This is a genomic window from Streptomyces sulfonofaciens, from assembly GCF_014656295.1.
Taxonomy (GTDB): Bacteria; Actinomycetota; Actinomycetes; order Streptomycetales; family Streptomycetaceae; genus Streptomyces; species Streptomyces sulfonofaciens.
In genome coordinates, this window is sequence record NZ_BNCD01000030.1 from 51,767 (window position 1) to 75,477 (window position 23,711).

12 protein-coding genes and 1 pseudogene are annotated in these 23,711 nt (G+C 72.3%); 10 read left to right on the plus strand and 3 right to left on the minus strand.

Annotation, left to right across the window (positions count from 1 at the left end; genetic code table 11):
- The first annotated feature begins 92 nt into the window (after nt 1-92).
- From IE313_RS31630 to hflX, 3 genes are all read left to right on the plus strand, one after another.
- Complete coding sequence (locus tag IE313_RS31630) at nt 93-2,321, plus strand: RelA/SpoT family protein (protein ID WP_189938325.1); 2,229 nt, start codon at nt 93-95, stop codon at nt 2,319-2,321.
- A gap of 321 nt (nt 2,322-2,642) precedes the next feature.
- Nucleotides 2,643-4,259 (plus strand): M1 family metallopeptidase, encoded by a 1,617-nt coding sequence (locus tag IE313_RS31635; RefSeq protein WP_189938327.1) that lies wholly within the window; start codon nt 2,643-2,645, stop codon nt 4,257-4,259.
- 406 nt (nt 4,260-4,665) lie between these two features.
- On the plus strand, nt 4,666-6,159 hold the full coding sequence (gene hflX, locus IE313_RS31640) for a GTPase HflX (RefSeq protein WP_189938329.1): 1,494 nt from the start codon (nt 4,666-4,668) through the stop codon (nt 6,157-6,159).
- A gap of 290 nt (nt 6,160-6,449) precedes the next feature.
- Here hflX and IE313_RS31645 read toward each other — a convergent pair whose 3' ends face one another.
- Nucleotides 6,450-7,658, minus strand: coding sequence for a trypsin-like serine peptidase (locus IE313_RS31645; RefSeq protein ID WP_189938331.1), 1,209 nt, complete (start codon nt 7,656-7,658; stop codon nt 6,450-6,452).
- 240 nt (nt 7,659-7,898) lie between these two features.
- Nucleotides 7,899-8,267 (minus strand): annotated as a pseudogene (locus IE313_RS35745) (hypothetical protein); the annotation flags it as partial.
- A gap of 688 nt (nt 8,268-8,955) precedes the next feature.
- Here IE313_RS35745 and IE313_RS31655 point away from each other — a divergent pair.
- The 5 genes from IE313_RS31655 to IE313_RS31675 all read left to right on the plus strand — a co-directional run bounded on the left by IE313_RS31655 (nt 8,956) and on the right by IE313_RS31675 (nt 17,592).
- Nucleotides 8,956-10,326, plus strand: coding sequence for a diaminobutyrate--2-oxoglutarate transaminase family protein (locus IE313_RS31655; protein ID WP_189938336.1), 1,371 nt, complete (start codon nt 8,956-8,958; stop codon nt 10,324-10,326).
- A 176-nt stretch (nt 10,327-10,502) separates the two neighbouring features.
- A complete protein-coding gene (locus IE313_RS31660; RefSeq protein ID WP_229925117.1) occupies nt 10,503-12,650 on the plus strand; it encodes an IucA/IucC family protein in 2,148 nt (715 codons plus the stop codon).
- A gap of 31 nt (nt 12,651-12,681) precedes the next feature.
- The gene (locus tag IE313_RS31665) at nt 12,682-13,479 is read left to right on the plus strand and encodes a GNAT family N-acetyltransferase (RefSeq protein ID WP_229925118.1); all 798 of its coding nucleotides are present in this window, start codon (nt 12,682-12,684) and stop codon (nt 13,477-13,479) included.
- Nucleotides 13,480-13,520: 41 nt separating this feature from the next.
- A complete protein-coding gene (locus IE313_RS31670; protein ID WP_229925119.1) occupies nt 13,521-15,554 on the plus strand; it encodes an IucA/IucC family protein in 2,034 nt (677 codons plus the stop codon).
- 40 nt (nt 15,555-15,594) lie between these two features.
- Nucleotides 15,595-17,592, plus strand: coding sequence for an ATP-dependent DNA helicase (locus IE313_RS31675; RefSeq protein ID WP_189938340.1), 1,998 nt, complete (start codon nt 15,595-15,597; stop codon nt 17,590-17,592).
- 361 nt (nt 17,593-17,953) lie between these two features.
- Here IE313_RS31675 and lexA read toward each other — a convergent pair whose 3' ends face one another.
- The gene (gene lexA / locus IE313_RS31680; RefSeq protein ID WP_189938342.1) at nt 17,954-18,739 is read right to left on the minus strand and encodes a transcriptional repressor LexA; all 786 of its coding nucleotides are present in this window, start codon (nt 18,737-18,739) and stop codon (nt 17,954-17,956) included.
- Nucleotides 18,740-19,854: 1,115 nt separating this feature from the next.
- Here lexA and nrdR point away from each other — a divergent pair.
- Together nrdR and IE313_RS31690 are read left to right on the plus strand one after the other, a co-directional pair.
- Nucleotides 19,855-20,427, plus strand: a complete 573-nt coding sequence (nrdR, locus tag IE313_RS31685; protein ID WP_189938353.1) for a transcriptional regulator NrdR — start codon at nt 19,855-19,857, stop codon at nt 20,425-20,427.
- A 169-nt stretch (nt 20,428-20,596) separates the two neighbouring features.
- Entirely contained in the window at nt 20,597-23,500 is a 2,904-nt protein-coding gene (locus IE313_RS31690) for a vitamin B12-dependent ribonucleotide reductase (protein WP_189938343.1), read from the plus strand.
- Nucleotides 23,501-23,711 lie beyond the last annotated feature (211 nt).

Here is a 23,711-nt window from a genome sequence, read left to right on the forward strand (position 1 = left end):
CAAGCACCGGCCCGGACGGGGAACCGCTCCCTCCCCCAGGGGCATGCCTGGGCTCCCCGCCGCTCCGCCGGACGATGCAGCCGGAGGTGCCCATGAGTGCGGAGGCCACTCGACCCGCTGAGTTCCCGTTGCCGGAAACCCAGCGAAGGCGCGGTCGCGCCCGTCTCGACCTGCGCAGACTCGGCCGGGTCGCGCTGCTCGGCTCGGCCGACCGCGACCGGCTGCCCGATGCCATCGCCCATGTCGCCGAGGTCCACCGCGCCCACTTCCCGCACGCCGACCTCGAACCGCTGCGCCGGGCCTATCTCCTCGCCGAGTCCTCGCACCGCGGCCAACTCCGCAAGAGCGGCGAGCCGTACATCACCCATCCGCTGGCGGTCACCCTCATCCTCGCCGAACTCGGCGCGGAGACCACGACCTTGACGGCGTCCCTGCTCCACGACACCGTCGAGGACACGGAGGTGACGCTCGACCAGGTCGGTGCCGAGTTCGGTGCCGAGGTGCGCTACCTCGTCGACGGGGTCACCAAGCTGGAGAAGGTCGACTACGGCGCCGCCGCCGAGCCGGAGACGTTTCGCAAGATGCTCGTCGCCACGGGCAACGACGTCCGGGTGATGTCGATCAAGCTCGCCGACCGGCTGCACAACATGCGCACGCTCGGGGTCATGCGGCCCGAGAAGCAGGCCCGCATCGCCAAGGTCACGCGTGACGTGCTCATCCCGCTCGCCGAGCGCCTCGGGGTCCAGGCCCTTAAGACGGAGCTGGAGGACCTCGTCTTCGCCATCCTGCACCCGGAGGAGTACGCGGAGACCCGCGAGCTGATCGCCGCCCAGGCCGCCGGGGGGCACAACCCGCTCGCCGACATGGCCCAGGACGTGCGTGCCGTGCTGCGTGACGCCGGGATCAGCGCCGAAGTCCTGATCCGCCCCCGGCACTTCGTCTCCGTGCACCGCACCCGCCGCAAACGCGGCGAACTGCGCGGCGCCGACTTCGGGCGGCTGCTCGTGCTGGTGAACGAGGACGCCGACTGCTACGGCGTCCTGGGCGAACTGCACACCTGCTTCACACCGGTCATCTCGGAGTTCAAGGACTTCATCGCGGTACCCAAGTTCAACCTCTACCAGTCGCTGCACACGGCCGTCGCCTGTCCCGGCGGGGAGGTCGCCGAGGTCCTGATCCGCACCCACCGGATGCACCGGACCGCAGAGGCCGGTGTCGTCGCGCTCGGCAACCCCTACGCGCAGTCCGCACCGCCCCCGGTGGCGTCCGTGCCGCCGGCCGCGCGGCAGGCGAGCGCCGCGGTGCTCGCGCCGGCCGCGGCGGTCCCCGCGCCGGGCCCGGTGGCAGAGGCGCCCTCCGCGTCGGCCGCGGCTCCCCAGGGCGAGGAGCCCGTGGACGGCGAGCGTGCCGATCCCACCAGGCCCGGGTGGCTCTCCAGGCTCCTGCAGTGGCAGCAGTCGGCGCCCGACCCGGACACCTTCTGGTCCACGCTGCGCGAGGACCTCGCCCAGGACCGCGAGATCACCGTCTTCAGGCCCGACGGCCGCAGCCTCGGCCTGCCCGCGGGTGCCAGTTGCGTCGACGCCGCCTACGCCCAGTACGGCGAGGACGCCCACGCCTGTATCGGCGCACGTGTCAACGGCCGCCTTGCGACGCTGAGCACCGTCCTGCTGGACGGGGACACCGTGCAGCTCCTGATGGGCCAGGACCCCGCCTCAGGGCCCTCCAGGGAGTGGCTGGACCATGCGCACACGCCCGCCGCGCGCATCGCGATCCAGCGCTGGCTCGCCGGCCACCCCGAAGACGCACGAACCCCGCAGGACACGCCCCGCACGCCGGTCAGCACACCCGGAGTGCGCCCCGTCCCGGCCAACGCCGTCGTGGACATGCCCGGTGCGACCGTGCGCCTGGCCGGATGCTGCACCCCGGTGCCGCCCGACACCGTCACCGCGTTCGCCGTGCGCGGCGGTGTGGTCACCGTGCACCGCGAGGAGTGCCCGGCCGTTGCGCGTATGAAGAGTGCGGGGCGTGCGGAGGTGGGCGTGCGCTGGGGAGAGAGCGCCGAGTGCCGCGTCACGTTGTTCGCCGAATCGTTCGGCCGGCCCCAGTTGCTGGCCGATCTCACGGAGGCGATCGCCATCGAGGGCGTCGCGATCCTCTCGGCAAAAGTGGAGCCGCCCAGCGAGCAGCGCGTGCGGCACACCTACACACTGCAACTGCCCCATGCCTCCTGCCTGCCGTCCCTGATGCGGGCGATGCGCAAGGTGCCGGGGGTGTACGACGTGAGCAGGGCCCGACGCCCGGCCGCGGCGGCACGGTAGCCCGGGCATCGGCCTCCCTCCGGACGCCTGCTGGGGCGGGGCGCGACCGTGCACCCCAAACGCTCTTCGCGGGCGTGCTCCCTGGAGCGGTGTCTGCGGGCGTGCTCCCTGGGAGGTGCTCCTCGCGGAGCGTGCTCCCCAGGAGGTCGCCGTGGGCGTACCTCCAGGAGCACCGGCTCCCGGCCTGCTCCCGGCCCACCCCCGCCCCCAGCCTGGCTTCCCTACCCGCTCCTCGGCGCGTTCCCCCGCGGGCGGAGCCGTTCGGGTGGGCCCGGCGCGCGCCGCCGTCACGGCGGGGTGGTGCGCTGATAACGGTGAGGCATGCCGCCGCTCACGCCCCGTCCCCCCGCGCTCCGACCTCGCGGCCGCCACACCGGCGCCGCCCTGCTCGCCGTCGTCGCGAGCGTCTGCCTCGTCGCCGCGGACGCGCCGTCGCCGGGTGGTGCGCTCGGCCTGGGCGACCGGCTCTACCCGCAGCTCGGCAACCCGGGCTACGACGTGCGCGCCTACGATGTCTCGCTGACGTACCACGGCTCCAACACGACGCCGCTCACGGCCGTGACCAGCATCGAAGCCCGTGCCACCACGCCACTGGAGCGCATCAACCTGGACTTCTCGCACGGCCGGGTGCGCTCGGTGGAGGTCAACGGCGAACCCGCCCGGTTCGCGACCGCCAAAGAGGACCTGGTCGTCACACCCGTCACGGCCGTGCGCCGGGGCGGGCCGCTGCGCATCACCGTGCGGCACACCAGCGACCCCGTCCAGTGGAAGGGCGTCGAAGGCGGCTGGGTGCGCACCTCGGACGGCCTGGCCATGGCCAACCAGGCGGACGCCGCGCACCGGGTGTTCCCGTGCAACGACCACCCGTCCGACAAGGCACGCTTCACCCTCCGCATCACCGCGCCCCGCGCCCTCACCGTGGTCGCGGGCGGCCTGCCCCTCAGCACCACGCGGCACGGCGCGACCACGACACGGGTGTTCCGCACCGCGCACCCCATGGCGACCGAACTCGCCCAGGTGAGCATCGGCCGCTCGACCGTCCTGCGCCGCAAGGGCCCGCACGGTCTGCCCGTCCGCGACGTGCTGCCCGCCCGGGACCGCGCCCTGCTCAGCCCCTGGCTGCGCAAGACACCCGGTCAACTGGCCTGGCTGGAGGGCAAGGTCGGCCGCTACCCCTTCGAGACGTACGGCCTGCTCGTCGCCGACGCACGGACCGGTTTCGAGCTGGAGACCCAGACCCTGTCCCTCTTCGAACGCAGGCTCTTCGCCGGCACCGGCCCCGCCGCGTACCCGGTCTGGTACGTCGAGTCGCTCATGGTGCACGAGCTGGCGCACCAGTGGTTCGGCGACAGCGTCAGCCCCCGCACGTGGTCCGACCTCTGGCTGAACGAGGGGCACGCGACCTGGTACGAGGCCCTGTACGCCCAGGAGACGGCGCGGCAGTCCATGGCGGACCGCATGCGCACGGCCTACCTCCAGTCGGACCAGTGGCGTGCCGAGGGCGGTCCGCCCGCCGCCCCCAGGCCAGCGGAACCGGGCAGGAAGATCGGCATCTTCCGGCCGATCGTGTACGACGGCAGTGCCCTGGTGCTCTACGCGCTGCGGCAGCACATCGGCACAGCCGCCTTCGAGCGCCTGGAGCGCGCCTGGGTGGGCGTCAACCGCGACGGCACGGCGACCACCGGCGACTTCGTACGCCTGGCCTCCGGGATCGCGGGGCGGGACCTGAACGGCTTCCTCCGGCCGTGGCTCTACGGCAGCAGGACGCCCGCCATGCCGGGCCATCCGCAGTGGCGCTCGGCGGCGCCCGGGAAGACGGGGTCCTCGAAGGGCTCGTCGCTGAAGGCCGCCGCCGCACGGCCGGGGCGGGGGCCGGCTCAGCAGGCGGACGGTCCTGCGCAGAGGCAGCGGCGGGGCGCCGGAGGGGAACACGGGTGAGACCGAATGCCGGACATCCCGAGCGGTGACTACGGCAAGTGACGGCCTGGGCTGTCGGCCGGCCGCTGCCGGGCCGGCCGGCCCGGCAGCGGCCGGCCCGCACCGTGCACCGCAAGGCCCTCGGCCGCCGAAGCGCGGTGCTCACGGGCCGCGGAAGCCGCGGTGGAAACCTGGTGACGAGACGCGCCGTTTCGTGCGACCATCAGGGAGTCGAGGACGCGGCCGACGGTCGCGGACGGTGAGCGGGCGGGGATGGAGCCCGTCGCCGCGGTCCACCGGACCTCAGCCTCCCCGGCCCCTCGGCCCGGGTGGGCGCGGGAATCTTCCGGCCGCCCGGAGCGTTGTCAGCGGTGGTGGGAAGCCACGCGTCCCGCCGACGATCCCCTCCCTTCGACGTAAGGATCCAATGACCTCCTCTTCTTCCCCTTCCCAGGCCGCGCAGCGCCTCGCGCAGAACCACCCCGAAGGACTTCGGGCCGATGCCCTGATGGAAGAGGACGTCGCCTGGAGCCATGAGATCGACAGCCTGAGGGACGGCGATCAGCTCGACCGTTCCGACCGGGCAGCCCTCCGTCGCGTCGCCGGCCTCTCGACGGAGCTGGAGGACGTCACCGAGGTCGAGTACCGGCAGCTCCGCCTGGAGCGGGTGGTGCTCGTCGGCGTGTGGACCTCCGGCACCCTGCTCGACGCGGAGAACTCCCTCGCCGAGCTGGCCGCCCTCGCGGAGACGGCGGGCGCCCTGGTGCTCGACGGCGTTATCCAGCGCCGCGACAAGCCCGACGCCGCCACGTACATCGGCTCGGGAAAGGCACAGGAGCTGCAGGAGCTGGTTCTGGAGACCGGTGCCGACACGGTCATCTGCGACGGTGAGCTCTCTCCCGGCCAGCTGATCCACCTGGAGGACGTGGTCAAGGTCAAGGTGATCGACCGGACGGCCCTGATCCTCGACATCTTCGCCCAGCACGCGAAGTCCCGTGAGGGCAAGTCGCAGGTGGCGCTGGCGCAGATGCAGTACATGCTGCCGAGGCTGCGCGGCTGGGGCCAGTCGATGTCCCGGCAGATGGGCGGCGGCAAGGGCGGTGGCCTCGCCACCCGTGGTCCCGGTGAGACCAAGATCGAGACGGACCGGCGGCGGATCCGCGAGAAGATGGCGAAGATGCGCCGGGAGATCGCGGAGATGAAGACCGGCCGCCAGATCAAGCGCCAGGAGCGGCGCAGGCACAAGGTCCCGTCGGTCGCCATCGCCGGTTACACCAACGCAGGGAAGTCGTCGCTGCTCAACCGTCTCACGGGCGCCGGCGTCCTGGTGGAGAACGCGCTGTTCGCCACCCTGGATCCGACCGTCCGCCGCGCGGAGACCCCGAGCGGGCGTCTGTACACGCTGGCCGACACCGTCGGGTTCGTCCGCCATCTGCCGCACGACCTCGTGGAGGCATTCCGCTCCACCATGGAGGAGGTCGGCGAGGCCGATCTCATCCTGCACGTGGTCGACGGCGCCCACCCCATGCCGGACGAGCAGCTTGCGGCCGTGCGCTCGGTGATCCGCGACGTCGGGGCGACCGGCGTCCCCGAGATCGTGGTGATCAACAAGGCGGACGCCGCGGACCCGCTCACCCTCCAGCGACTGCTGCGGGTCGAGAAGCGCGCCATCGCCGTGTCGGCGCGTACCGGTGCCGGAATCGAGGAGCTGCGCGGTCATATCGACGCCCTGCTGCCCCGGCCCAGCGTCGAGATCGAGGCCCTCGTGCCCTACACCCACGGCAAGCTCGTCGCCCGTGCCCACTCCGAGGGCGAGGTGATCTCCGAGGAGCACACCCCGGAGGGCACCCTCCTGAAGGTGCGGGTGCACGAGGAGCTGGCGGCGGACCTCGCACCGTACGTACCCGCGGGCCTGCACTGAGGCCGGGGGCACCGGTGCCGAGGCTGCCGGTGGCGGGCTGGGAGCGCCCGTCCCAGGGAGCGCCGGTGCCGGGCTGAGGCGGCCGACGGCCCGTGCTCCCCGGCGCCGCCCGGGCCGCCGTCCGTGGCGTCTTGAGTCCTTGTGCGCCCCGGCCCGCGGCACCCGGACGCCCCGGCCCGTAGCACGCGGGCCAAGGCGGTTCGCCGGACCGACACCGGAACGACGGCCCGCCTCCTGGGAGCAGGAGGCGGGCCGTCGCTCGTGTCAGGGCCGGAGCCGGTCGCTGCCGGTCACGAACCGCCGTACTTCTGGCTCATGGTGTCGTACACCTGCTTGGCGCCCTCGCCGAGCTGCGGACCGGCGAGCCAGCCGTTGGTGATCGGGCCGATCGAGGTGTTCGAGACCAGTTCGGTCTTCTTGCCCACGACCCGGAACCAGCCGCCGCCGGACGAGCCGCCCGTCATCGTGCAACCGATCCGGTACATCGTCGGCTTGCTCGGGTCGATCGACAGCCGGCCGGGCCGATCGAGGCACTTGTACATCTTCTGGCCGTCGTACGGGGGAGCGGCCGGGTAGCCCCAGGCGCCCATGGTGCCCGCGCCGGACACCGACGGAGTCGAGAAGTCCACGTCGAGCGCGGCACCGACCGTCTCCTCCAGGGACTTGGAGCCCTGTTCCGGCTTCACGTGCAGCACCGCGTAGTCGTAGGGGGCGCCGTTGCCGCCGGTCTCACCGCCCTCGTTGATCCACTCGTTGGAGGTGGACGCCCAGTCCGCCCAGAACTTCCCGTAGGGGGCGACCTCCTGGTACGTGGCGTTCTGCAGGTCCGCCATCGACTTGCCCAGGTCGTTGTACGACGGGACGAACTCGATGTTGCGGTACCAGCCGCCGCCCGCACCGGCGTGCACGCAGTGGCCCGCCGTCCAGACCAGGTTGGACCTGCCCGGATGGCGCGGGTCCTTCACGACCGTGCCGGAGCAGACCATATGGCCCTCGGGGGAGTCGAAGAAGACCTTGCCGACCGGCGCGGCGTTCTCGTGGTAGGGGGTCTTCTCGGCCTGCGCGGGAACCGGCTGCGGCTCGGGGTCCGTGACGCCCTGGTCGGCCACCGCATCCTTGGAGACCGTCTTGGCCGGATCCTTGGCGGTCTTCATCCGCTCCGGCTTCCACAGGTCCTTGATGTATGGATTGACGAAGTCCTTGGCGTTACGAAGCCACTTGTCCTTGTTCCAGTTCTTCCAGCCGCCGTTCTTCCAGTGGTCGACGTCGATGCCGTGCTCCTTGAGGCGGCCCGCGAGGTCACCGGCGAGGTCGGAGCTGTTCGAGCCCGCGCCCGTGCCCTCGCTCTGCGCCGCGGCGGCGTCGGAGGTGCCGCCCGCATCGTCGGTGGAGCCGCCGCAGGCGGTGGCGGTGAGTGCCAGGGCCGCGACCAGTCCGGTGGCGGCGAGGACGGAGCGACGCCCTCGGCCGCGAGCGAAGGGCGGACGTATCGAACGCATGGTGCTGTAACCCCCGAGGTGGTGTTGCCGTGTTGATGGATTGAGGAGTTGGTGTCCAGGATCGCGGGATTGTTGTGTCATGTACTTGTCAGTAACTGGGCGGGCCCGTACACCCCTGAACCGCGAGACCCCACTATGCCCGTGAGGCGCGGTGGGCACGGTCGCGGGGTACGGGCCGGGCCGGTGCCGACCTGGCCGGTGCGGCCGGCCGGGCCTTCGCCGGTCCGGGGACCGGGCATCCTACTTCCTGGCGTACTTCCTGCTCACCGCGGTGTAGACGCCCTCGGCCGCCTTGCCGAACCGCGGGCCGGCCGGCCGGCCGTTCGTCACCGGGCCGATCGAGGTGTTGGAGACCAGCGCGGGCCTGCCGTCCGCACCCGTACCGATCCAGCCGCCACCGGACGAACCTCCCGTCATGGGACAGCCGATGCGGTACATCGTCGGGGCGGACCGCGCCGCCGAAAGCCGCCCGGGCCGGTCCGTGCACTGGTACAGCTTCTGGCCGTCGTACGGTGCCGCGGCCGGGTAGCCCTTGGCCGTCAACGAGGGGATCTCCGGCACCGCGGGAGCGCTGAAGTTCACCGGAAAGGATGAACCGACCGTCTCCTGGTCGGGGTCGAGGTCGATGCCGTGCCTGCGGAGCGCATCCGTGAGGCCGCTCGGCAGAGCGCCCCCGCCGCCACCCGCCCGGGACGCTCCGGCGCTCGCGCTCGCATCGCCGACCGCACCGTCGCCCGCGTCGTCATCACCCGGGCCGCAGGCCGTGGCCGTGAGCGCGAGGACCGCGCCCAGCGCGGCAACCGCCGCGGTCGGTGCTCCGCGGCGCGCACTCCTGCCCCGGCGAACGGCGAAGAGCGGGCGTATGGATGGCATCGTGGTGCTCCCCCTGGACCTCGGTGACGTGGCGGCTGCGCGCTGGGCGCCGGCAGGCGCCCCGGGCGCCGGACGGTGCCGCGCCCGCTCCCGGCCGGGCCCTGGTCGTCGCGCTGCCGCGTGGCGGCCAGGCCGGACGGCCGGCGCCGAGCGGTGCCCCACACTATGCCGGTGCTTGTTGGGGACGTTCCACGAGAGGGCAACGGTTCCGTCACGGCGCCGGAGGGCGCCGGACATGCAACAGGGCGGCGCGGGACGGGGCGTCGGACCGGCATCGGACGGTGCCGGCGGACAAGGATCTTCCTCAGGGCCGTGATCCTCCGCCGCCACCGTCGTTGGTAGGGACAGGGCCCGCGGCCGCGCCCGGGCCCCGCTCGCCGCGCGCGGCGGGACGCGCCCAGTCCAGCGGGAGGACCGACAACCCATGGCCGTGACCGGCTCTGCGCCCCCGGCGGCGACCGTCGCACACGAGGGGATCCTGCGCCGTCAGGCGGCGCGCGAGTCGGCGGCGCGCACCTACGCGCGCGCCCTGCCGATTGTGCCCGTGCGCGCACGCGGGCTGACGATCGAAGGCGCCGACGGCCGCCGCTACCTGGACTGCCTCTCGGGCGCGGGCACCCTCGCCCTCGGCCACAACCACCCGGTGGTGCTCAGAGCGATCCGCGCCGTCCTCGACTCGGGTGCACCCCTGCACGTGCTGGATCTGGCCACACCCGTCAAGGACGACTTCGTCACGGAACTCTTCGCCACCCTTCCCCGCCCGCTGGCGGACCGCGCGCGCATCCAGTTCTGCGGGCCGGCAGGCACGGACGCGGTGGAGGCGGCGCTCAGCCTGGTGCGCACGGCGACCGGCCGCCGCGGTCTGCTCGCCTTCACCGGCGCCTACCACGGAATGACGGCCGGCGCCCTGAACGCCTCCGGCGGTGCCGACGACGTACGGGTGGCCCGCCTGCCCTATCCGCAGGACTACCGCTGCCCCTTCGGCGTCGGCGGCCCGCGCAGCGCGGAACTCGCGGCACGCTGGACCGAGGCACTGCTCGACGACCCCAAGTCGGGTGTGCGGGAACCCGCAGGGATGATCCTCGAACCGGTACAGGGAGAAGGCGGTGTCCTTCCTGCCCCGGACGACTGGCTGCGCCGGATGCGCGACATCACCGCGGCCCGCGGCATCCCGCTGATCGCGGACGAGGTGCAGACCGGTGTGGGGCGCACGGGCGCCTTCTGGGCCGTGGAGCACAGCGGCATCGTCCCGGACGTCATGGTGATGTCCAAGGCGATCGGGGGAAGCCTGCCGCTGGCCGTCGTCGTGTACCACGAGGACCTCGACGTCTGGCCGCCCGGCGCGCACGCCGGCACCTTCCGCGGCAACCAGCTCGCCATGGCCGCGGGCGCCGCGACCCTCGCCCACGTCCGTGAACACGGACTGGCGGAGCGCGCGGGGCTGCTGGGCGCGCGGATGGTCGGCGAGCTCCAGGGCCTGGCCGCGGCGCACCCCTGCATCGGCGACGTACGCGGCCGGGGCCTGATGATCGGCGTCGAACTCGTCGACCCGGAAGCGGAGGACACCACGGCGCCAGGGCCCCCGCCGGCCGCGCCCGCCCTCGCCCTCGCGGTGCAGCGCGCGTGCCTGCACCGCGGCCTGATCGTCGAACTCGGCGGCCGCCACTCCAGCGTCGTACGGCTGCTGCCGCCGCTCACCCTCACCGACGAACAGGCCTCCGCCGTACTGGACCGCCTCGCCGACGCCATCGGTGCCGCCGCCCGCGCCCACCGGCCCGAGTCCACCCGCCCATGAGCCCGTCGCGCTTCCGCCGCTCCCCAGCGGTGCGGCGGTGTGCGCCGGGCACCCCGGCGCCCCTCCCGTCGCCGATCCGATCCCACCGGGAAAGGCCCGATCAGCAGGACGGCCCGGCCGCCGCCAAGCCACCAGCCGGCGTCCGTCGCACGCGAACGACCTCCAAGGAAGCACTCGTGAACGCCACCCCCGCACCCGACGCCCGTCCCGGCCCCCCGGTGGACGGCGTCCGCGCCGCCACCCACACCCCGCCGGGCCCGGAAGCCCGCACGGACCCGGAAGCCCGCACGGTCCCGCGGCAGATGAACACGGCCGTGCAGGCAGAACCACCGCCCGGCAGCCCCGCCCCCCTGCCGTGCCACCCCGCCCCGCCGGGCCGCCCCGACCCCCTGGAGCACCCTGACCCGCTGGACCACCCTGACCCGGGCGCCGCGGCGCAGGCGGCCGCCATCGAGAATCTGCTCCGCTGCTGGACCAGGGAGAACGACCTCCGCGCCGCCGGCCGCCACACCCTGCGCATCCCCCTCGAAGCCGACGGGACCTGCCTTCTCGTCCCCGTGCACTACTGGTCGCCCACCGGATGGCACCGCTTCGGCCGCCCGGTCCTCGAAGGAGCTCCGACAGGGAGCCCCGCCCTCGACGCCGTCGCCCTCGCCACCCTCCTGGCCCGCGAGGCCGCCCACGCGGCCGCCCACGCGGCGGGCCGGGGAGCGAGCCGTCCGGCGGACGCGGGCGCTCTGGCCCGCGAGGCGGCCGGGGCCTCCCGCGCCGGTGAGGGCGGCGACCTGGTCGCACGCGTAGCGGACTCGGCGCGGCGCACCGCGGTGTTCATCGCCGAGCGCCGCCGCCGGACCGACGACGAGCCGGATCTCTTCCTCGCCGCCGAGCAGTCCCTGGTACTCGGTCACCCCCTGCATCCGACCCCGAAGAGCCGCGAGGGACTGGCCGACGACGAGGCACTGCGCTACTCGCCCGAACTCCGCGGCTCCTTCCCGCTGCACTGGCTGGCCGTCGACCGCGCCGTACTCGCCCAGGACTCCGCCTGGACCGAGCGCGGCCGGGTGATCCCCGCGGAGCGGCTCACCCACCGGCTGGCCGGGGAGGACCTGCCGCTGCCCCGGGGCTTTGCCGCACTGCCCCTGCACCCCCTGCAGATGCGCGACCTCCTCCGCAGGACCCCCGTCGCGGCACTGGTCGACGCGGGCCTGCTGCGACCGCTCGGCCCCCACGGCGATCCCTGGCACCCCACATCCTCCGTCCGCACCGTGCACCGCCCCGGCGCACCCGCGATGCTCAAGCTCTCCCTGGGGCTGCGCATCACCAACTCCCGCCGCGAGAACCTCCGCAAGGAACTGCACCGCGGCGTCGAGGTCCACCGGCTGCTGCGCAGCGGCCTCGACGCCCAGTGGCAGGCCGCCCACCCCGGCTTCGGCATCGTCCGCGACCCGGCCTGGGTGGCCGTCGACGGCGCGGACGGCCTGCCGATCCCCGGAGTCGACGTGATGATCAGGCACAACCCGTTCAGCCCCGGCGACGACGCCTCGTGCATCGCCGCGCTCGTCTCCCCGCGGCCCGTGACGGCGCCGACCGACCGGGCCGCCGGCACCGGCCACGCGGCACTGCCACGACCGGGCGCATCCGGCACCGGGGCCGCCGGGCACGGCGCACCGGAGCGCAAGGAGGGCGCGGGCACCGTGATGCGCTCCCGGCTGGCCGAGATCGTCACGCGGCTCGCCCACCGCACCGGCCGGCCCCGGCACGCCGTCGCCACCGAGTGGTTCCTGCGCTACCTGGAGCAGGTCGTGCGCCCCGTGCTCTGGTTGGACGGCGAGGCGGGCGTGGCGCTGGAGGCGCACCAGCAGAACACACTCGTCCTGCTCGACCCCGACGGCTGGCCCATCGGCGGCCGCTACCGCGACAACCAGGGCTACTACTTCCGCGCCTCGCGCCGCGGCGACCTCGACAGGCGCCTGCCGGGGATCGGCGCGGCGAGCGACACGTTCGTCTCCGACGAGGTCACGGACGAGCGCTTCTCGTACTACCTCGGCATCAACAACGTACTCGGCCTGATCGGCGCCTTCGGCTCCCAACGGCTCGCCGACGAAGCGGTGCTGCTCGCCGCTTTCCGCCGCTTCCTCCAGCACGCCGCCTCAGGCCCCGGGCGCCTGCGCACCCCCCTGCCCGGCCACCTGCTCGACTCGCCGGTACTGCGCTGCAAGGCCAACCTGCTGACCCGGCTGCACGGCCTCGACGAACTCGTCGGCCCGGTCGACACCCAGTCCGTCTACATCACCATGTCCAACCCGCTGTACTGCGCCGCATGACCCCGCGAACCCCTTGAGAGGAGCGTCTTCCGTGGCTGCCCACGGGTCCCCGGACACCGGCACGGAGAACGGTGCCCATGCGCTCGCCGAATCCGGTCCCGACGACGGCGCCGGGGCCGGGGCCGGGGCCGGGGCCGGTGACACCCTTGACCTGCGGGTGCCGGACGAGCTCGCCGCGCTGTACACCGGAGCCGAATTCTCCGGAACGGCACAGTGCGCCGAGCCCGCGGCACAGGACCGCGACGAACTCCTCGACCATCTCGCCGGCTGGTCGCCCGCGGCCACCCCCGCGGGCACCTTCCGGCTGGTGCCCGTGCGCCTCGCCCGCGACCTGCCGCTGATCAGCCGCTGGATGAACGACCCGGCCGTCGCGGCCTTCTGGGAACTGGCCGGTCCCGCGTCCGTCACCGAGGACCACGTGCGGCCGCAGCTTGAGGGGGACGGCAGAAGCGTCCCCTGCCTCGGTGTGCTCGACGGAACCCCCATGAGCTACTGGGAGATCTACCGAGCGGATCTCGACCCGCTCGCCCGCCACTACCCGGCCCGCCCGGGCGACACCGGGATCCACCTCCTCATCGGCGGCGTCGCCGACCGGTCCCGTGGACTCGGCACGCTGCTGCTGCGGGCGGTGGCCGGCCTGGTGCTCGACCACCGTCCGTCGTGCTCGCGCGTCGTCGCCGAACCCGATCTACGGAACACCCCTTCCGTGTCCGCCTTCCTGAGTGCCGGCTTCCGTTTCTCCGCGGAGATCGACCTTCCCGGCAAACGGGCCGCGCTCATGGTCCACGACCGGTCACTGCGCCATGTGCTGCGCCCCGGTCACTGCTAGTACACCGCCCATTCCGATCCGGTTCCCTCTGGAGGAGTCCCGTGCCGAATCCTTCCGCCGTCCCCCCTACAGGCCACTCACCGGAGCCGAAGGACCCACCCGGGCCGACGACGCAGGAGTGGAGCAGGGCCGGCGGGCGCCTCCTCGCCAAGGTGCTGGGCGAGTTCGCGTACGAGGAGATCATCCGTCCCGCGCCGCAGGAGCCCGAGGACGATCCGGGCGGCGCGGCACCACAGGCGGGTCAGATGGATCAGGCGGGCCGGATGGACCAGGCGGGCCGGGTGGAGCGGGCGAACCCGGTGGGGGAGCGGGCGGCAGGACGGTCCGCGACCGGGGCGCCGCTCACCCCCGGCGCTCGGTCCGACCCGCGCCTGCCCGCGGGTGCCCGGCCCGCGCCGGCGACCACGTCCCGCGCGGGCCGTTCCTTTTGCCTGGCTCTCGACGACGGTGCCCGCATCGCGTTCCGGGCCCGCCGGGGTGCGTACGGCGGCTGGCGGGTGGACCCCGCCAGCGTCACGCTGGCCGACGGCGACGGGCCGCCGAAACCGCTGGCGGATCCGGTCTCCTTCCTCGCCAGGGCCCGGAGGACTCTCGGCGTCGACGGCATCACCCTCGGGCACGTCATCCGCGAGTTGAGCCACACCCTGGCCGCTGACGTCCACATGGACAGGACCGCGGTGTCCGCCGCCGAACTCGCCGACCTCGGATACGCGGAGCTGGAAGGCCACCAGACCGGCCACCCCTGGCTGGTGCTCAACAAGGGCCGCCTCGGCTTCTCCGCACATGACACCGCGCGCTGGGCACCCGAGAGCCGCAGACCCACCACCCTCCCCTGGATCGCGGTGCACACCTCCCTCGCCACCTACCGCGGTGTCCTCGGCCTGGACACGGCCGACCGGCTCTACGCACAGGAGCTGGACCCCGGCACCCGTGAGCGGTTCACCGGCCTCCTTCGCGCGCGTGGACTCTCACCGCGGGACTACCTCCAACTGCCCGTGCACCCCTGGCAGTGGGACGAGGTAGTGCTGCCGCTGTTCGGTCCCTCGGTGGCCGCCGACAAGATCGTCGCGCTGCCGACGGACGGCGACCTCCGGCTTCCGCAGCAGTCCATCAGGACCTTCTGCAACGTCACGCACCCGGGTCGGCACACCGTGAAACTGCCGTTGTCCATCCTGAACACGCTGGTGTGGCGGGGCCTGCCGACGGAGCGCACCCTCGCCGCCCCCGCCGTCACCGCCTGGATGCACGGGCTGCGCGACGCCGACCCGTTCCTCAAGGACGAATGCGGTGTCATCCTCCTGGGGGAGGTCGCCTCGGTCACCGTCGAGCATCCCGTCTACGACGCCCTGCCCGAGGTGCCGTACCAGTACAAGGAGCTTCTCGGAGCGATCTGGCGGGAGCCCCTGATGCCGCGGCTGGCGCCGGGGGAGCGGGCCCGCACCCTGGCGGCGCTGCTGCACGTCGACCCGGCCGGCCGTGCCGTCACCGCGGAGCTCGTCGAGCGCTCCGGTCTTCCGCCCCGCGTCTGGCTGCGCCGCCTGTTCGCATCGCTGCTGCCCGCGCTGCTGCGCTTCCTCTACCACTACGGCGTCGTCTTCTCGCCGCACGGGGAGAACGCCATCGTCGTCTTCGACGAGCAGGACGTGCCGGTGCGCCTGGCGGTCAAGGACTTCGTCGACGACGTCAACGTCAGTGCGCGGCCGCTGCCCGAGCACGAGCTCATGCCCGAGGACGTCCGCGCGGTCCTGCTCACCGAACCGCCGGAGTTCCTCACCCAGTTCATCCATTCGGGTCTTTTTGTGGGTGTCTTCCGTTACCTGGCGCCGCTCTGCGAGGAGCAGTTGGGGGTGCCCGAGGCCGAGTTCTGGTCGATGGTCCGGGCGGAGATCGTCCGCCACCAGGAGCGCTTCCCTCGGTTGAAGGACCGTTACGCCTTGTTTGACCTGCTTACTCCTCGTATTGAGCGGCTGTGCCTGAATCGGAACCGGCTGCACCTGGACGGCTACCGGGACCGTGCGCACCGGCCGCACGCCGCCGTGCACGGCAGCGTCGCCAATCCTTTGCACCGGCCTTGACCGCGGGGTTGTCAGTGCCGCCGCGTAGGGTGGTCGGCCTATGACGAAGCCCTCCATCTCCGAGCTCCTGCATGCCGCCGTCACCGCCGTCGGCGGCACGGAGCGCCCTGGCCAGGTGGCCATGGCAGAAGCCGTCTCCGAAGCCTTCGCCGACGGCTCCCACCTGCTGGTCCAGGCCGGTACCGGCACCGGCAAGTCGCTGGGCTACCTGGTGCCCGCCCTTGCGCACGGGGAGAGGGTCGTGGTGGCCACCGCGACCCTGGCGCTGCAGCGCCAACTGGTCGAGCGGGATCTGCCGCGCACGGTGGAGGCGCTGCATCCGATGCTGCGCCGCCGCCCCGAGTTCGCGATGCTGAAGGGCCGGTCGAACTACCTCTGCCTGCACCGGCTGCACGAGGGCATGCCGCAGGATGAGGAGGAGGGGCTCTTCGACCAGTTCGAGGCCGCGGCGCCGACCAGCAGGCTCGGGCAGGACCTGCTGCGGCTGCGCGACTGGTCGGACGAGACCGAGACCGGCGATCGTGACGACCTGAGCCCCGGTGTCTCCGACCGCGCCTGGGCGCAGGTGGCGGTCTCCTCCCGGGAGTGCCTGGGCGCGTCCCGCTGTGCGTACGGCCAGGAGTGCTTCGCCGAGCTGGCGAGGGAGCGGGCCAAGCTCTCCGAGGTGGTGGTCACCAACCACGCGCTGCTCGCGATCGACGCCCTGGAGGGCGCCCGGGTGCTGCCCGAGCACGAGCTGCTGATCGTGGACGAGGCCCATGAGCTGGTCTCCAGGGCGACCGGTGTGGCCACGGGCGAGCTCACGCCCGGGCAGGTCAACCGGGCGGTGCGGCGGGCCGCGAAGCTCGTCGACGAGAAGACCGCCGACCAGTTGCAGACGGCCGCGGAGGGCTTCGAGCGGTTGATGGAGCTGGCGCTGCCCGGCCGCCTGGAGGAGGTTCCAGAGGACCTGGGCTATGCGCTGGCGGCGTTGCGGGACGCCGCGCGGAACGTCATCTCCCGGCTCGGCGCCACCCGCGACGCCTCGGTCCAGGACGAGGACGCGGTGCGCAAGCAGGCCCTGGCGTCGGTGGAGACGATCCACGACGTGGCCGAGCGGGTGACCGGCGGCTCGGAGTACGACGTCGTGTGGTACGAGCGGCACGACCGGTTCGGAGCGTCGCTGCGGGTCGCGCCGATGTCGGTGTCGGGGCTGCTGCGGGAGAAGTTGTTCGCGGACCGCTCGGTCGTCCTGACGTCGGCGACGCTCAAGCTGGGCGGTGATTTCAACGGCATCGCGGCCTCGCTCGGCCTGGCTCCCGAGGGCCTCGCAGGGACGGCCGGGTCGGAGGCCGAGGACATGCCGGTCTGGAAGGGCGTCGACGTCGGCTCTCCTTTCGACTACCGCAAGCAGGGCATCCTCTATGTGGCCAGGCATCTGTCGCGGCCGGCCAGGGACGGCGACCGCGCCGACATGCTCGACGAGCTCACCGAGCTGATCCAGGCGGCGGGCGGCCGGACGCTGGGCCTGTTCTCGTCGATGCGGGGTGCGCAGGCTGCCGCCGAGGCGCTGCGGGTGCGCATTCCGGAGTTCCCGATCCTGCTGCAGGGGGAGGAGACCCTGGGCGAGCTGATCAAGAGCTTCGCCTCGGACCCGAAGACCTGCCTCTTCGGCACGCTCTCCCTCTGGCAGGGGGTGGATGTACCCGGTACCGGTTGCCAGCTCGTGGTGATGGACAAGATTCCGTTCCCCCGCCCGGACGACCCGTTGATGAGCGCCCGCCAGAAAGCCGTGGAGGACGCGGGCGGCAACGGCTTCATGGCGGTGGCGGCCACGCATGCGGCACTGTTGATGGCGCAGGGCGCGGGGCGGCTGGTCCGCGCGTCGGGGGACCGCGGTGTGGTCGCCGTTCTCGATCCGCGCCTGGAGACGGCTCGTTACGGCAGTTATCTGCGGGCTTCGCTGCCGGGCTTCTGGTACACGACGGACCGCAACCAGGCTCGGCGGTCCCTGGCGGCGATCGACGCGGTGGCGAAGGGGCTGGAGGCCGAGGGCTAGCCGGTGGTCGGGGGGCGACCCGGCGTGGGTGCGGTGTGCATCGGTGCACCCTGGGCTGGTGGCTGGTGGCTGGTGGCTGGTGGCTGGTGGCCGCGGGTCCGGGGCACCGGGTGGCCGGGTCTCCTGGTGGGCGGTGCCTGGGCCGTGTGGGCCGGCGTATCAGGCCGGCGCTGCTTCCGCGGGTTTGCGTGCGCATGGGTGCCCAGGGCTGGTGCCTGCTTCTGAGGGCTGCCGGGGGCTGCCGGAGGGCCGTGCCGGGTGGAGGCCCGGGGCGGATGGTGGGTGGCTCGCGCGGGTGGTGGGGTCCGCAAACAGGCCCCGGAACCGGCGCAGAGGTTCCGGGGCCTGGTCGGGGCGGGTGTCACACGCGGCGGAGCACCGCCACCACCTTGCCGAGGATGGTCGCCTCGTCGCCGGGGATGGGCTGGTAGGCGGAGTTGTGGGGGAGCAGCCATACGTGGCCGTCTTCGCGCTTGAAGCGCTTGACGGTGGCCTCGCCGTCGAGCATGGCGGCGACGATGTCGCCGTTCTCCGCGACGGGCTGGCGGCGGACCGTGACCCAGTCGCCGTCGCAGATGGCGGCTTCGATCATCGAGTCGCCGACGACCTTCAGTACGAAGAGTTCACCGTCGCCGACGAGCTGCCGCGGCAGGGGGAACACGTCCTCGACCGATTCCTCGGCGAGGATGGGTCCGCCGGCAGCGATGCGGCCGACGAGCGGGACGTAGGACGCGGCGGGCTTTCCGGCGGTGTCGGTGGGCTGCACGGCGGGCTGGTCGGAGCCGCGGACCTCGTAGGCGCGGGGGCGGTGCGGGTCGCGGCGCAGGAAGCCCTTCCGTTCGAGTGCCATCAGTTGGTGGGCCACGGAGGAGGTGCTGGACAGGCCGACGGCCTGGCCGATCTCCCGCATGGACGGGGGGTAACCACGCCGCTGCACGGAGTCCCTGATCACCTCGATGACCCGGCGCTGCCGGTCGGTGAGGCCGGAGCTGTCCGCCCTGATGCCTGGAGGTCGGCCCGGCAGGGAGCGAGCGGGTCGTGGCCCCTCCGGGCTCGTGGCTGCGTCACTCATGGCGTGCACCGGGTCGAGTCGGTCCTGGGAGCGGTCCTGGGCAGTGATGATGGCACTGTCTGCGGTGGTGGTCACGTGGGCCCCTCTCGAATGTTCTCCCTGGCTGGACAACGGTAGTTGGTTTCGAAAGGTTGCGCCAAACACACGTTCGAGTGAAAAATTCTGGATTGCCACACGCGACTGGGCGTACAGGTGTATGGCTTCCGGCGGAACGGGTCGGGCGATTCCGCCCGTTGCGGACCTGCCCACCGCCGGAACGGGCGCTCTCGCGGTCCGGGTCGCGGTGATCCCGGAGCCGGGGTCGGCGCCACTCCCGGTGCCGGAGTGGCGGTGCTTCCGGTGCCGGTGCCGGTGTCGCGGAGGCTTCCTGTGTCCGAAAGCCGCGAGGCGAACGGATCGTGTTCACCGCGGTGGACCCCAGTCTGCCATCCCCGTGGCGGGCTGGCGGGTGTCGGGCCCGCCGTTCGGCCGCGCGTACCGGCGCGTACCGGGTCGTGGGACTCCGCGTGCCGGTCCTCGGACCCGCGATGCGGCCGCGCACGCCCGCGCCGGGCGTGCGCGGTCACCCGAGCGCCCACGATCGGGTGACCGGCGCGACCGGGGTGTGCGCCGGCGTCCTGGGGACGCGCTGCCGTCCCGCGTGCCGGTCGCGGACGGAGTACGGGCCCCCGCGCCGGTCGCGGGGCCCCCGTTGTGATCCCTCGTTGTGATGCCTTGGTGATCCCTTGGTGTGCTCCCTTGATGCGACCCCGGGGTTCGGTCGCCGGGGGCCGTATGTACCCTGCGTGCTGGCCCCCGCGAGCGCTGCGCGGTTCCGGGGACGACCATTCGTTCCCCCCGGGTGTCGAAGGGGGTGTCCGCACGGTGTGCGTGCAGGGTGCTGTCCCGGGTGCCGCGGTGTTCCGTGCTGCCCTCGCGAGGCCGCCTTCCGTGCACGCACGGCATCCGTGCGGACACCCTGCGCGGCCGTCCGCGCGGGCCGGTCGGCCGCGACACGCGGTGTGACATGCGATGGCGTGGATTTTGCGATGGAACCCCACATGTAGTGGTTGGATTGCATCAGCGGCCCAGAAGTTGTGGTCCTGGAGTCTTCACCGCTCCGGATCATGGCCTATGCTTGGGGCTGCCCCGGGGGGTCGAGTACCTGCCCGAGGGCCATGGATTCGTGCTGTGAAGGAGGGATGGAAGCGATGCACTGCCCCTTCTGCAGGCACCCCGACAGCCGTGTCGTCGACAGTCGCACCACGGACGACGGAACCTCCATCCGCAGGCGCCGCCAGTGCCCGGACTGCTCCCGGCGGTTCACCACCGTGGAGACGTGTTCACTCATGGTGGTCAAGCGCAGCGGAGTGACCGAACCGTTCAGCCGTACGAAGGTCATCAACGGCGTGCGCAAGGCGTGCCAGGGCCGTCCGGTCACCGAGGACGCGCTCGCCCAGCTCGGGCAGCACGTCGAGGAGGCGGTCCGCGCGACCGGCAGCGCCGAGCTGACCACGCACGACGTGGGGCTGGCCATCCTGGGCCCGTTGCAGGAGCTGGACCTCGTCGCGTATCTGCGCTTCGCGTCGGTGTACCGGGCGTTCGACTCGCTCGACGACTTCGAGGACGCGATCACCGAGCTGCGCGGCGGGCGGGCAGCGCGGCCCGTCCCGGCCGGCGGCGCAGACGCCCACGCCGAGGGCGCCGGCGGGTTGCGTGAAGCGCCCGCGCGCGGACCCGGAGGGACTGCCGAGGTCCCCGAGCCCGCCATCGCCGCCGACTGAGGGGCCGGCCGGACGGGACCGGAGGAGCGGTCTGTCCGGGAGCGGACGAGTGGCGGTGACCAAGATCTGCTGGGGGCGGCAAGAGCGGCGCCTCCAGTTCACGACAGAACAACGTGCCCGGGAAGAACAGGGCACTTCGGGGCGTTTTCGCCCGGTATAGGGAGGCGGCATGACCGAGACGACGAGCGGCCCGGCACGAGGCTCACGCACCAAGGGAGCCAAGGCCGGCAAGGGACTGCGCATCGAGCGCATCCACACCACTCCCGGTGTGCATCCGTACGACGAGGTTGCCTGGGAGCGTCGTGATGTCGTCATGACCAACTGGCGCGACGGCTCGATCAACTTCGAGCAGCGTGGCGTCGAGTTCCCCGGCTTCTGGTCGGTGAACGCGGTCAACATCGTCACCAGCAAGTACTTCCGCGGTGCCCTCGGCACACCGCAGCGCGAGACCAGTCTCAGGCAACTGATCGACCGCATCGTGAAGACCTACCGGCGGGCCGGCGAGGACAACAAGTACTTCGCGTCCCCGGCGGACGCCGAGATCTTCGAGCACGAGCTGGCGTACGCCCTCCTGCACCAGATCTTCAGCTTCAACTCCCCTGTCTGGTTCAACGTGGGGACGCCGCAGCCCCAGCAGGTCTCCGCCTGCTTCATCCTGTCCGTCGACGACTCCATGGAGTCGATCCTCGACTGGTACAAGGAAGAGGGCATGATCTTCAAGGGCGGCTCCGGCGCCGGCCTGAACCTCTCCCGGATCCGCTCCTCCAAGGAACTGCTCTCCTCGGGCGGCAACGCCTCTGGCCCCGTCTCCTTCATGCGCGGCGCGGACGCCTCCGCCGGCACCATCAAGTCGGGTGGTGCCACCCGCCGCGCCGCCAAGATGGTCATCCTCGACGTCGACCACCCCGACATCGAGGGCTTCATCGAGACCAAGGTCAAGGAGGAGGAGAAGATCCGCGCGCTGCGCGACGCGGGCTTCGACATGGACCTGGGCGGTGACGACATCACGTCCGTCCAGTACCAGAACGCCAACAACTCCGTCCGGGTGAACGACGCCTTCATGCGGGCCGTCGAGACCGACGACACCTTCGGCCTGCGCGCCCGTATGACCGGCGAGGTCATCGAGGAGGTCAAGGCCAAGGAGCTGTTCCGCAAGATGGCCGAGGCCGCCTGGGCCTGTGCCGACCCGGGCATCCAGTACGACGACACCATCAACCACTGGCACACCTGCCCCGAGTCCGGCCGGATCAACGGTTCGAACCCGTGCAGCGAGTACATGCACCTGGACAACACGTCCTGCAACCTGGCCTCGCTGAACCTGATGAAGTTCCTCAAGGACGACGGCAAGGGCCACCAGTCCTTCGAGGTCGAGCGCTTCTCGAAGGTCGTCGAGCTGGTCATCACGGCGATGGACATCTCCATCTGCTTCGCGGACTTCCCGACGCAGAAGATCGGCGAGAACACCCGCGCCTTCCGCCAGCTCGGCATCGGCTACGCCAACCTCGGTGCCCTGCTGATGGCGACCGGCCACGCCTACGACTCCGACGGCGGCCGGGCCCTCGCCGGTGCCGTGACCTCGCTGATGACCGGAGCCGCGTACCGGCGCTCGGCGGAGCTCGCCGGGGTCGTCGGCCCCTACGACGGCTATGCGCGCAACGCCACGGCCCACAACCGGGTCATGAAGCAGCACGCCGACGCCAACGCCGAGGCCGTGCGCATGGACGACCTGGACACCCCGGTCTGGGCCGCCGCCACGGAGGCGTGGCAGGACGTGGTCCGACTCGGCGAGAAGCAGGGCTTCCGCAACTCCCAGGCCTCCGTCATCGCCCCGACCGGCACCATCGGTCTCGCGATGTCCTGCGACACCACGGGACTGGAACCCGATCTGGCGCTGGTCAAGTTCAAGAAGCTGGTCGGCGGCGGCTCGATGCAGATCGTCAACGGCACGGTGCCGCAGGCCCTGCGCCGGCTCGGCTACCCCGAGGAGCAGATCGAGGCGATCGTCGCCCACATCGCCGAGCACGGCAACGTGGTCAACGCGCCCGGCCTGAAGACCCAGCACTACGAGGTCTTCGACTGCGCCATGGGCGAGCGCTCCATCTCGCCGATGGGGCACGTCCGGATGATGGCGGCCATCCAGCCGTGGATCTCCGGTGCGCTCTCCAAGACGGTCAACATGTCCGAGTCCGCCACCGTCGAAGAGGTCGAGGAGATCTACTTCGAGGCGTGGAAGCTGGGCATCAAGGCGCTCGCGATCTACCGCGACAACTGCAAGGTCGGCCAGCCGCTCTCGGCCAAGAAGAAGGAGCAGGAGCGGGCCGAGATCGCCGAGAAGGCCGAGGACACGATCAGGGGCGCGGTCGAGAAGGTCGTCGAGTACCGCCCGGTCCGCAACCGCCTCCCCAAGGGGCGCCCCGGCATCACCACCTCGTTCACGGTCGGCGGCGCCGAGGGCTACATGACCGCCAACTCCTACCCCGACGACGGGCTCGGCGAGGTCTTCCTGAAGATGTCCAAGCAGGGCTCCACCCTCGCGGGCATGATGGACGCCTTCTCCATCGCGGTCTCCGTCGGCCTGCAGTACGGGGTGCCCCTGGAGACGTACGTCTCGAAGTTCACCAATATGCGCTTCGAGCCCGCCGGGATGACGGACGACCCGGACGTGCGGATCGCCCAGTCGATCGTCGACTACATCTTCCGCCGCCTGGCGCTGGACTTCCTGCCCTTCGAGACCCGCTCCGCACTCGGCATCCACTCGGCCGAGGAACGCCAGCGGCACCTGGAGACCGGGTCCTACGAGCGCTTCACCGAGGACACCGACCTGGACGTCGAGTCCCTGTCGCAGTCGGCGCCGCGCCAGGCGGAGTCCCTCAAGGTGGTCGGCACGCCCGAGGCGGCGACCCAGGCGGCGAAGCCCGCCCCGCAGCAGGCGCACACCAGCGCGGAACTCGTCGAGATGCAGCTCGGCATCCAGGCGGACGCCCCGCTCTGCTTCTCCTGCGGTACCAAGATGCAGCGCGCCGGCTCCTGCTACATCTGCGAGGGCTGCGGCTCGACCAGCGGCTGTAGCTGACCCGGACGGCCCCGGGCCGAACCGCACGGACGGGCGGCCCCGGACCGAATGGCTGACGGCGGCTCTCGGCGGCGGCCGGTGACCAGGTCACCGGCCGCCCGCTGCGGCCGCGCCTCCCGCGGCCGCACCCGCCGCGGGCCCGCGGACCGCGGTACGCGGCGCGCACGCCGCGTGGACGGCGAAGGGGGCACCGACCGCTGGTCGGTGCCCC

What these genes read in the sequence shown, in the direction of transcription:
- IE313_RS31630 (WP_189938325.1), top strand. Translation starts at nt 93, where the DNA reads ATGAGTGCGGAGGCCACTCGACCCGCTGAGTTCCCGTTGCCGGAAACC.
- IE313_RS31635 (WP_189938327.1), top strand. Translation starts at nt 2,643, where the DNA reads ATGCCGCCGCTCACGCCCCGTCCCCCCGCGCTCCGACCTCGCGGCCGC.
- hflX (WP_189938329.1), top strand. Translation starts at nt 4,666, where the DNA reads ATGACCTCCTCTTCTTCCCCTTCCCAGGCCGCGCAGCGCCTCGCGCAG.
- IE313_RS31645 (WP_189938331.1), bottom strand. Translation starts at nt 7,658, where the DNA reads ATGCGTTCGATACGTCCGCCCTTCGCTCGCGGCCGAGGGCGTCGCTCC.
- IE313_RS31655 (WP_189938336.1), top strand. Translation starts at nt 8,956, where the DNA reads ATGGCCGTGACCGGCTCTGCGCCCCCGGCGGCGACCGTCGCACACGAG.
- IE313_RS31675 (WP_189938340.1), top strand. Translation starts at nt 15,595, where the DNA reads ATGACGAAGCCCTCCATCTCCGAGCTCCTGCATGCCGCCGTCACCGCC.
- nrdR (WP_189938353.1), top strand. Translation starts at nt 19,855, where the DNA reads ATGCACTGCCCCTTCTGCAGGCACCCCGACAGCCGTGTCGTCGACAGT.
- IE313_RS31690 (WP_189938343.1), top strand. Translation starts at nt 20,597, where the DNA reads ATGACCGAGACGACGAGCGGCCCGGCACGAGGCTCACGCACCAAGGGA.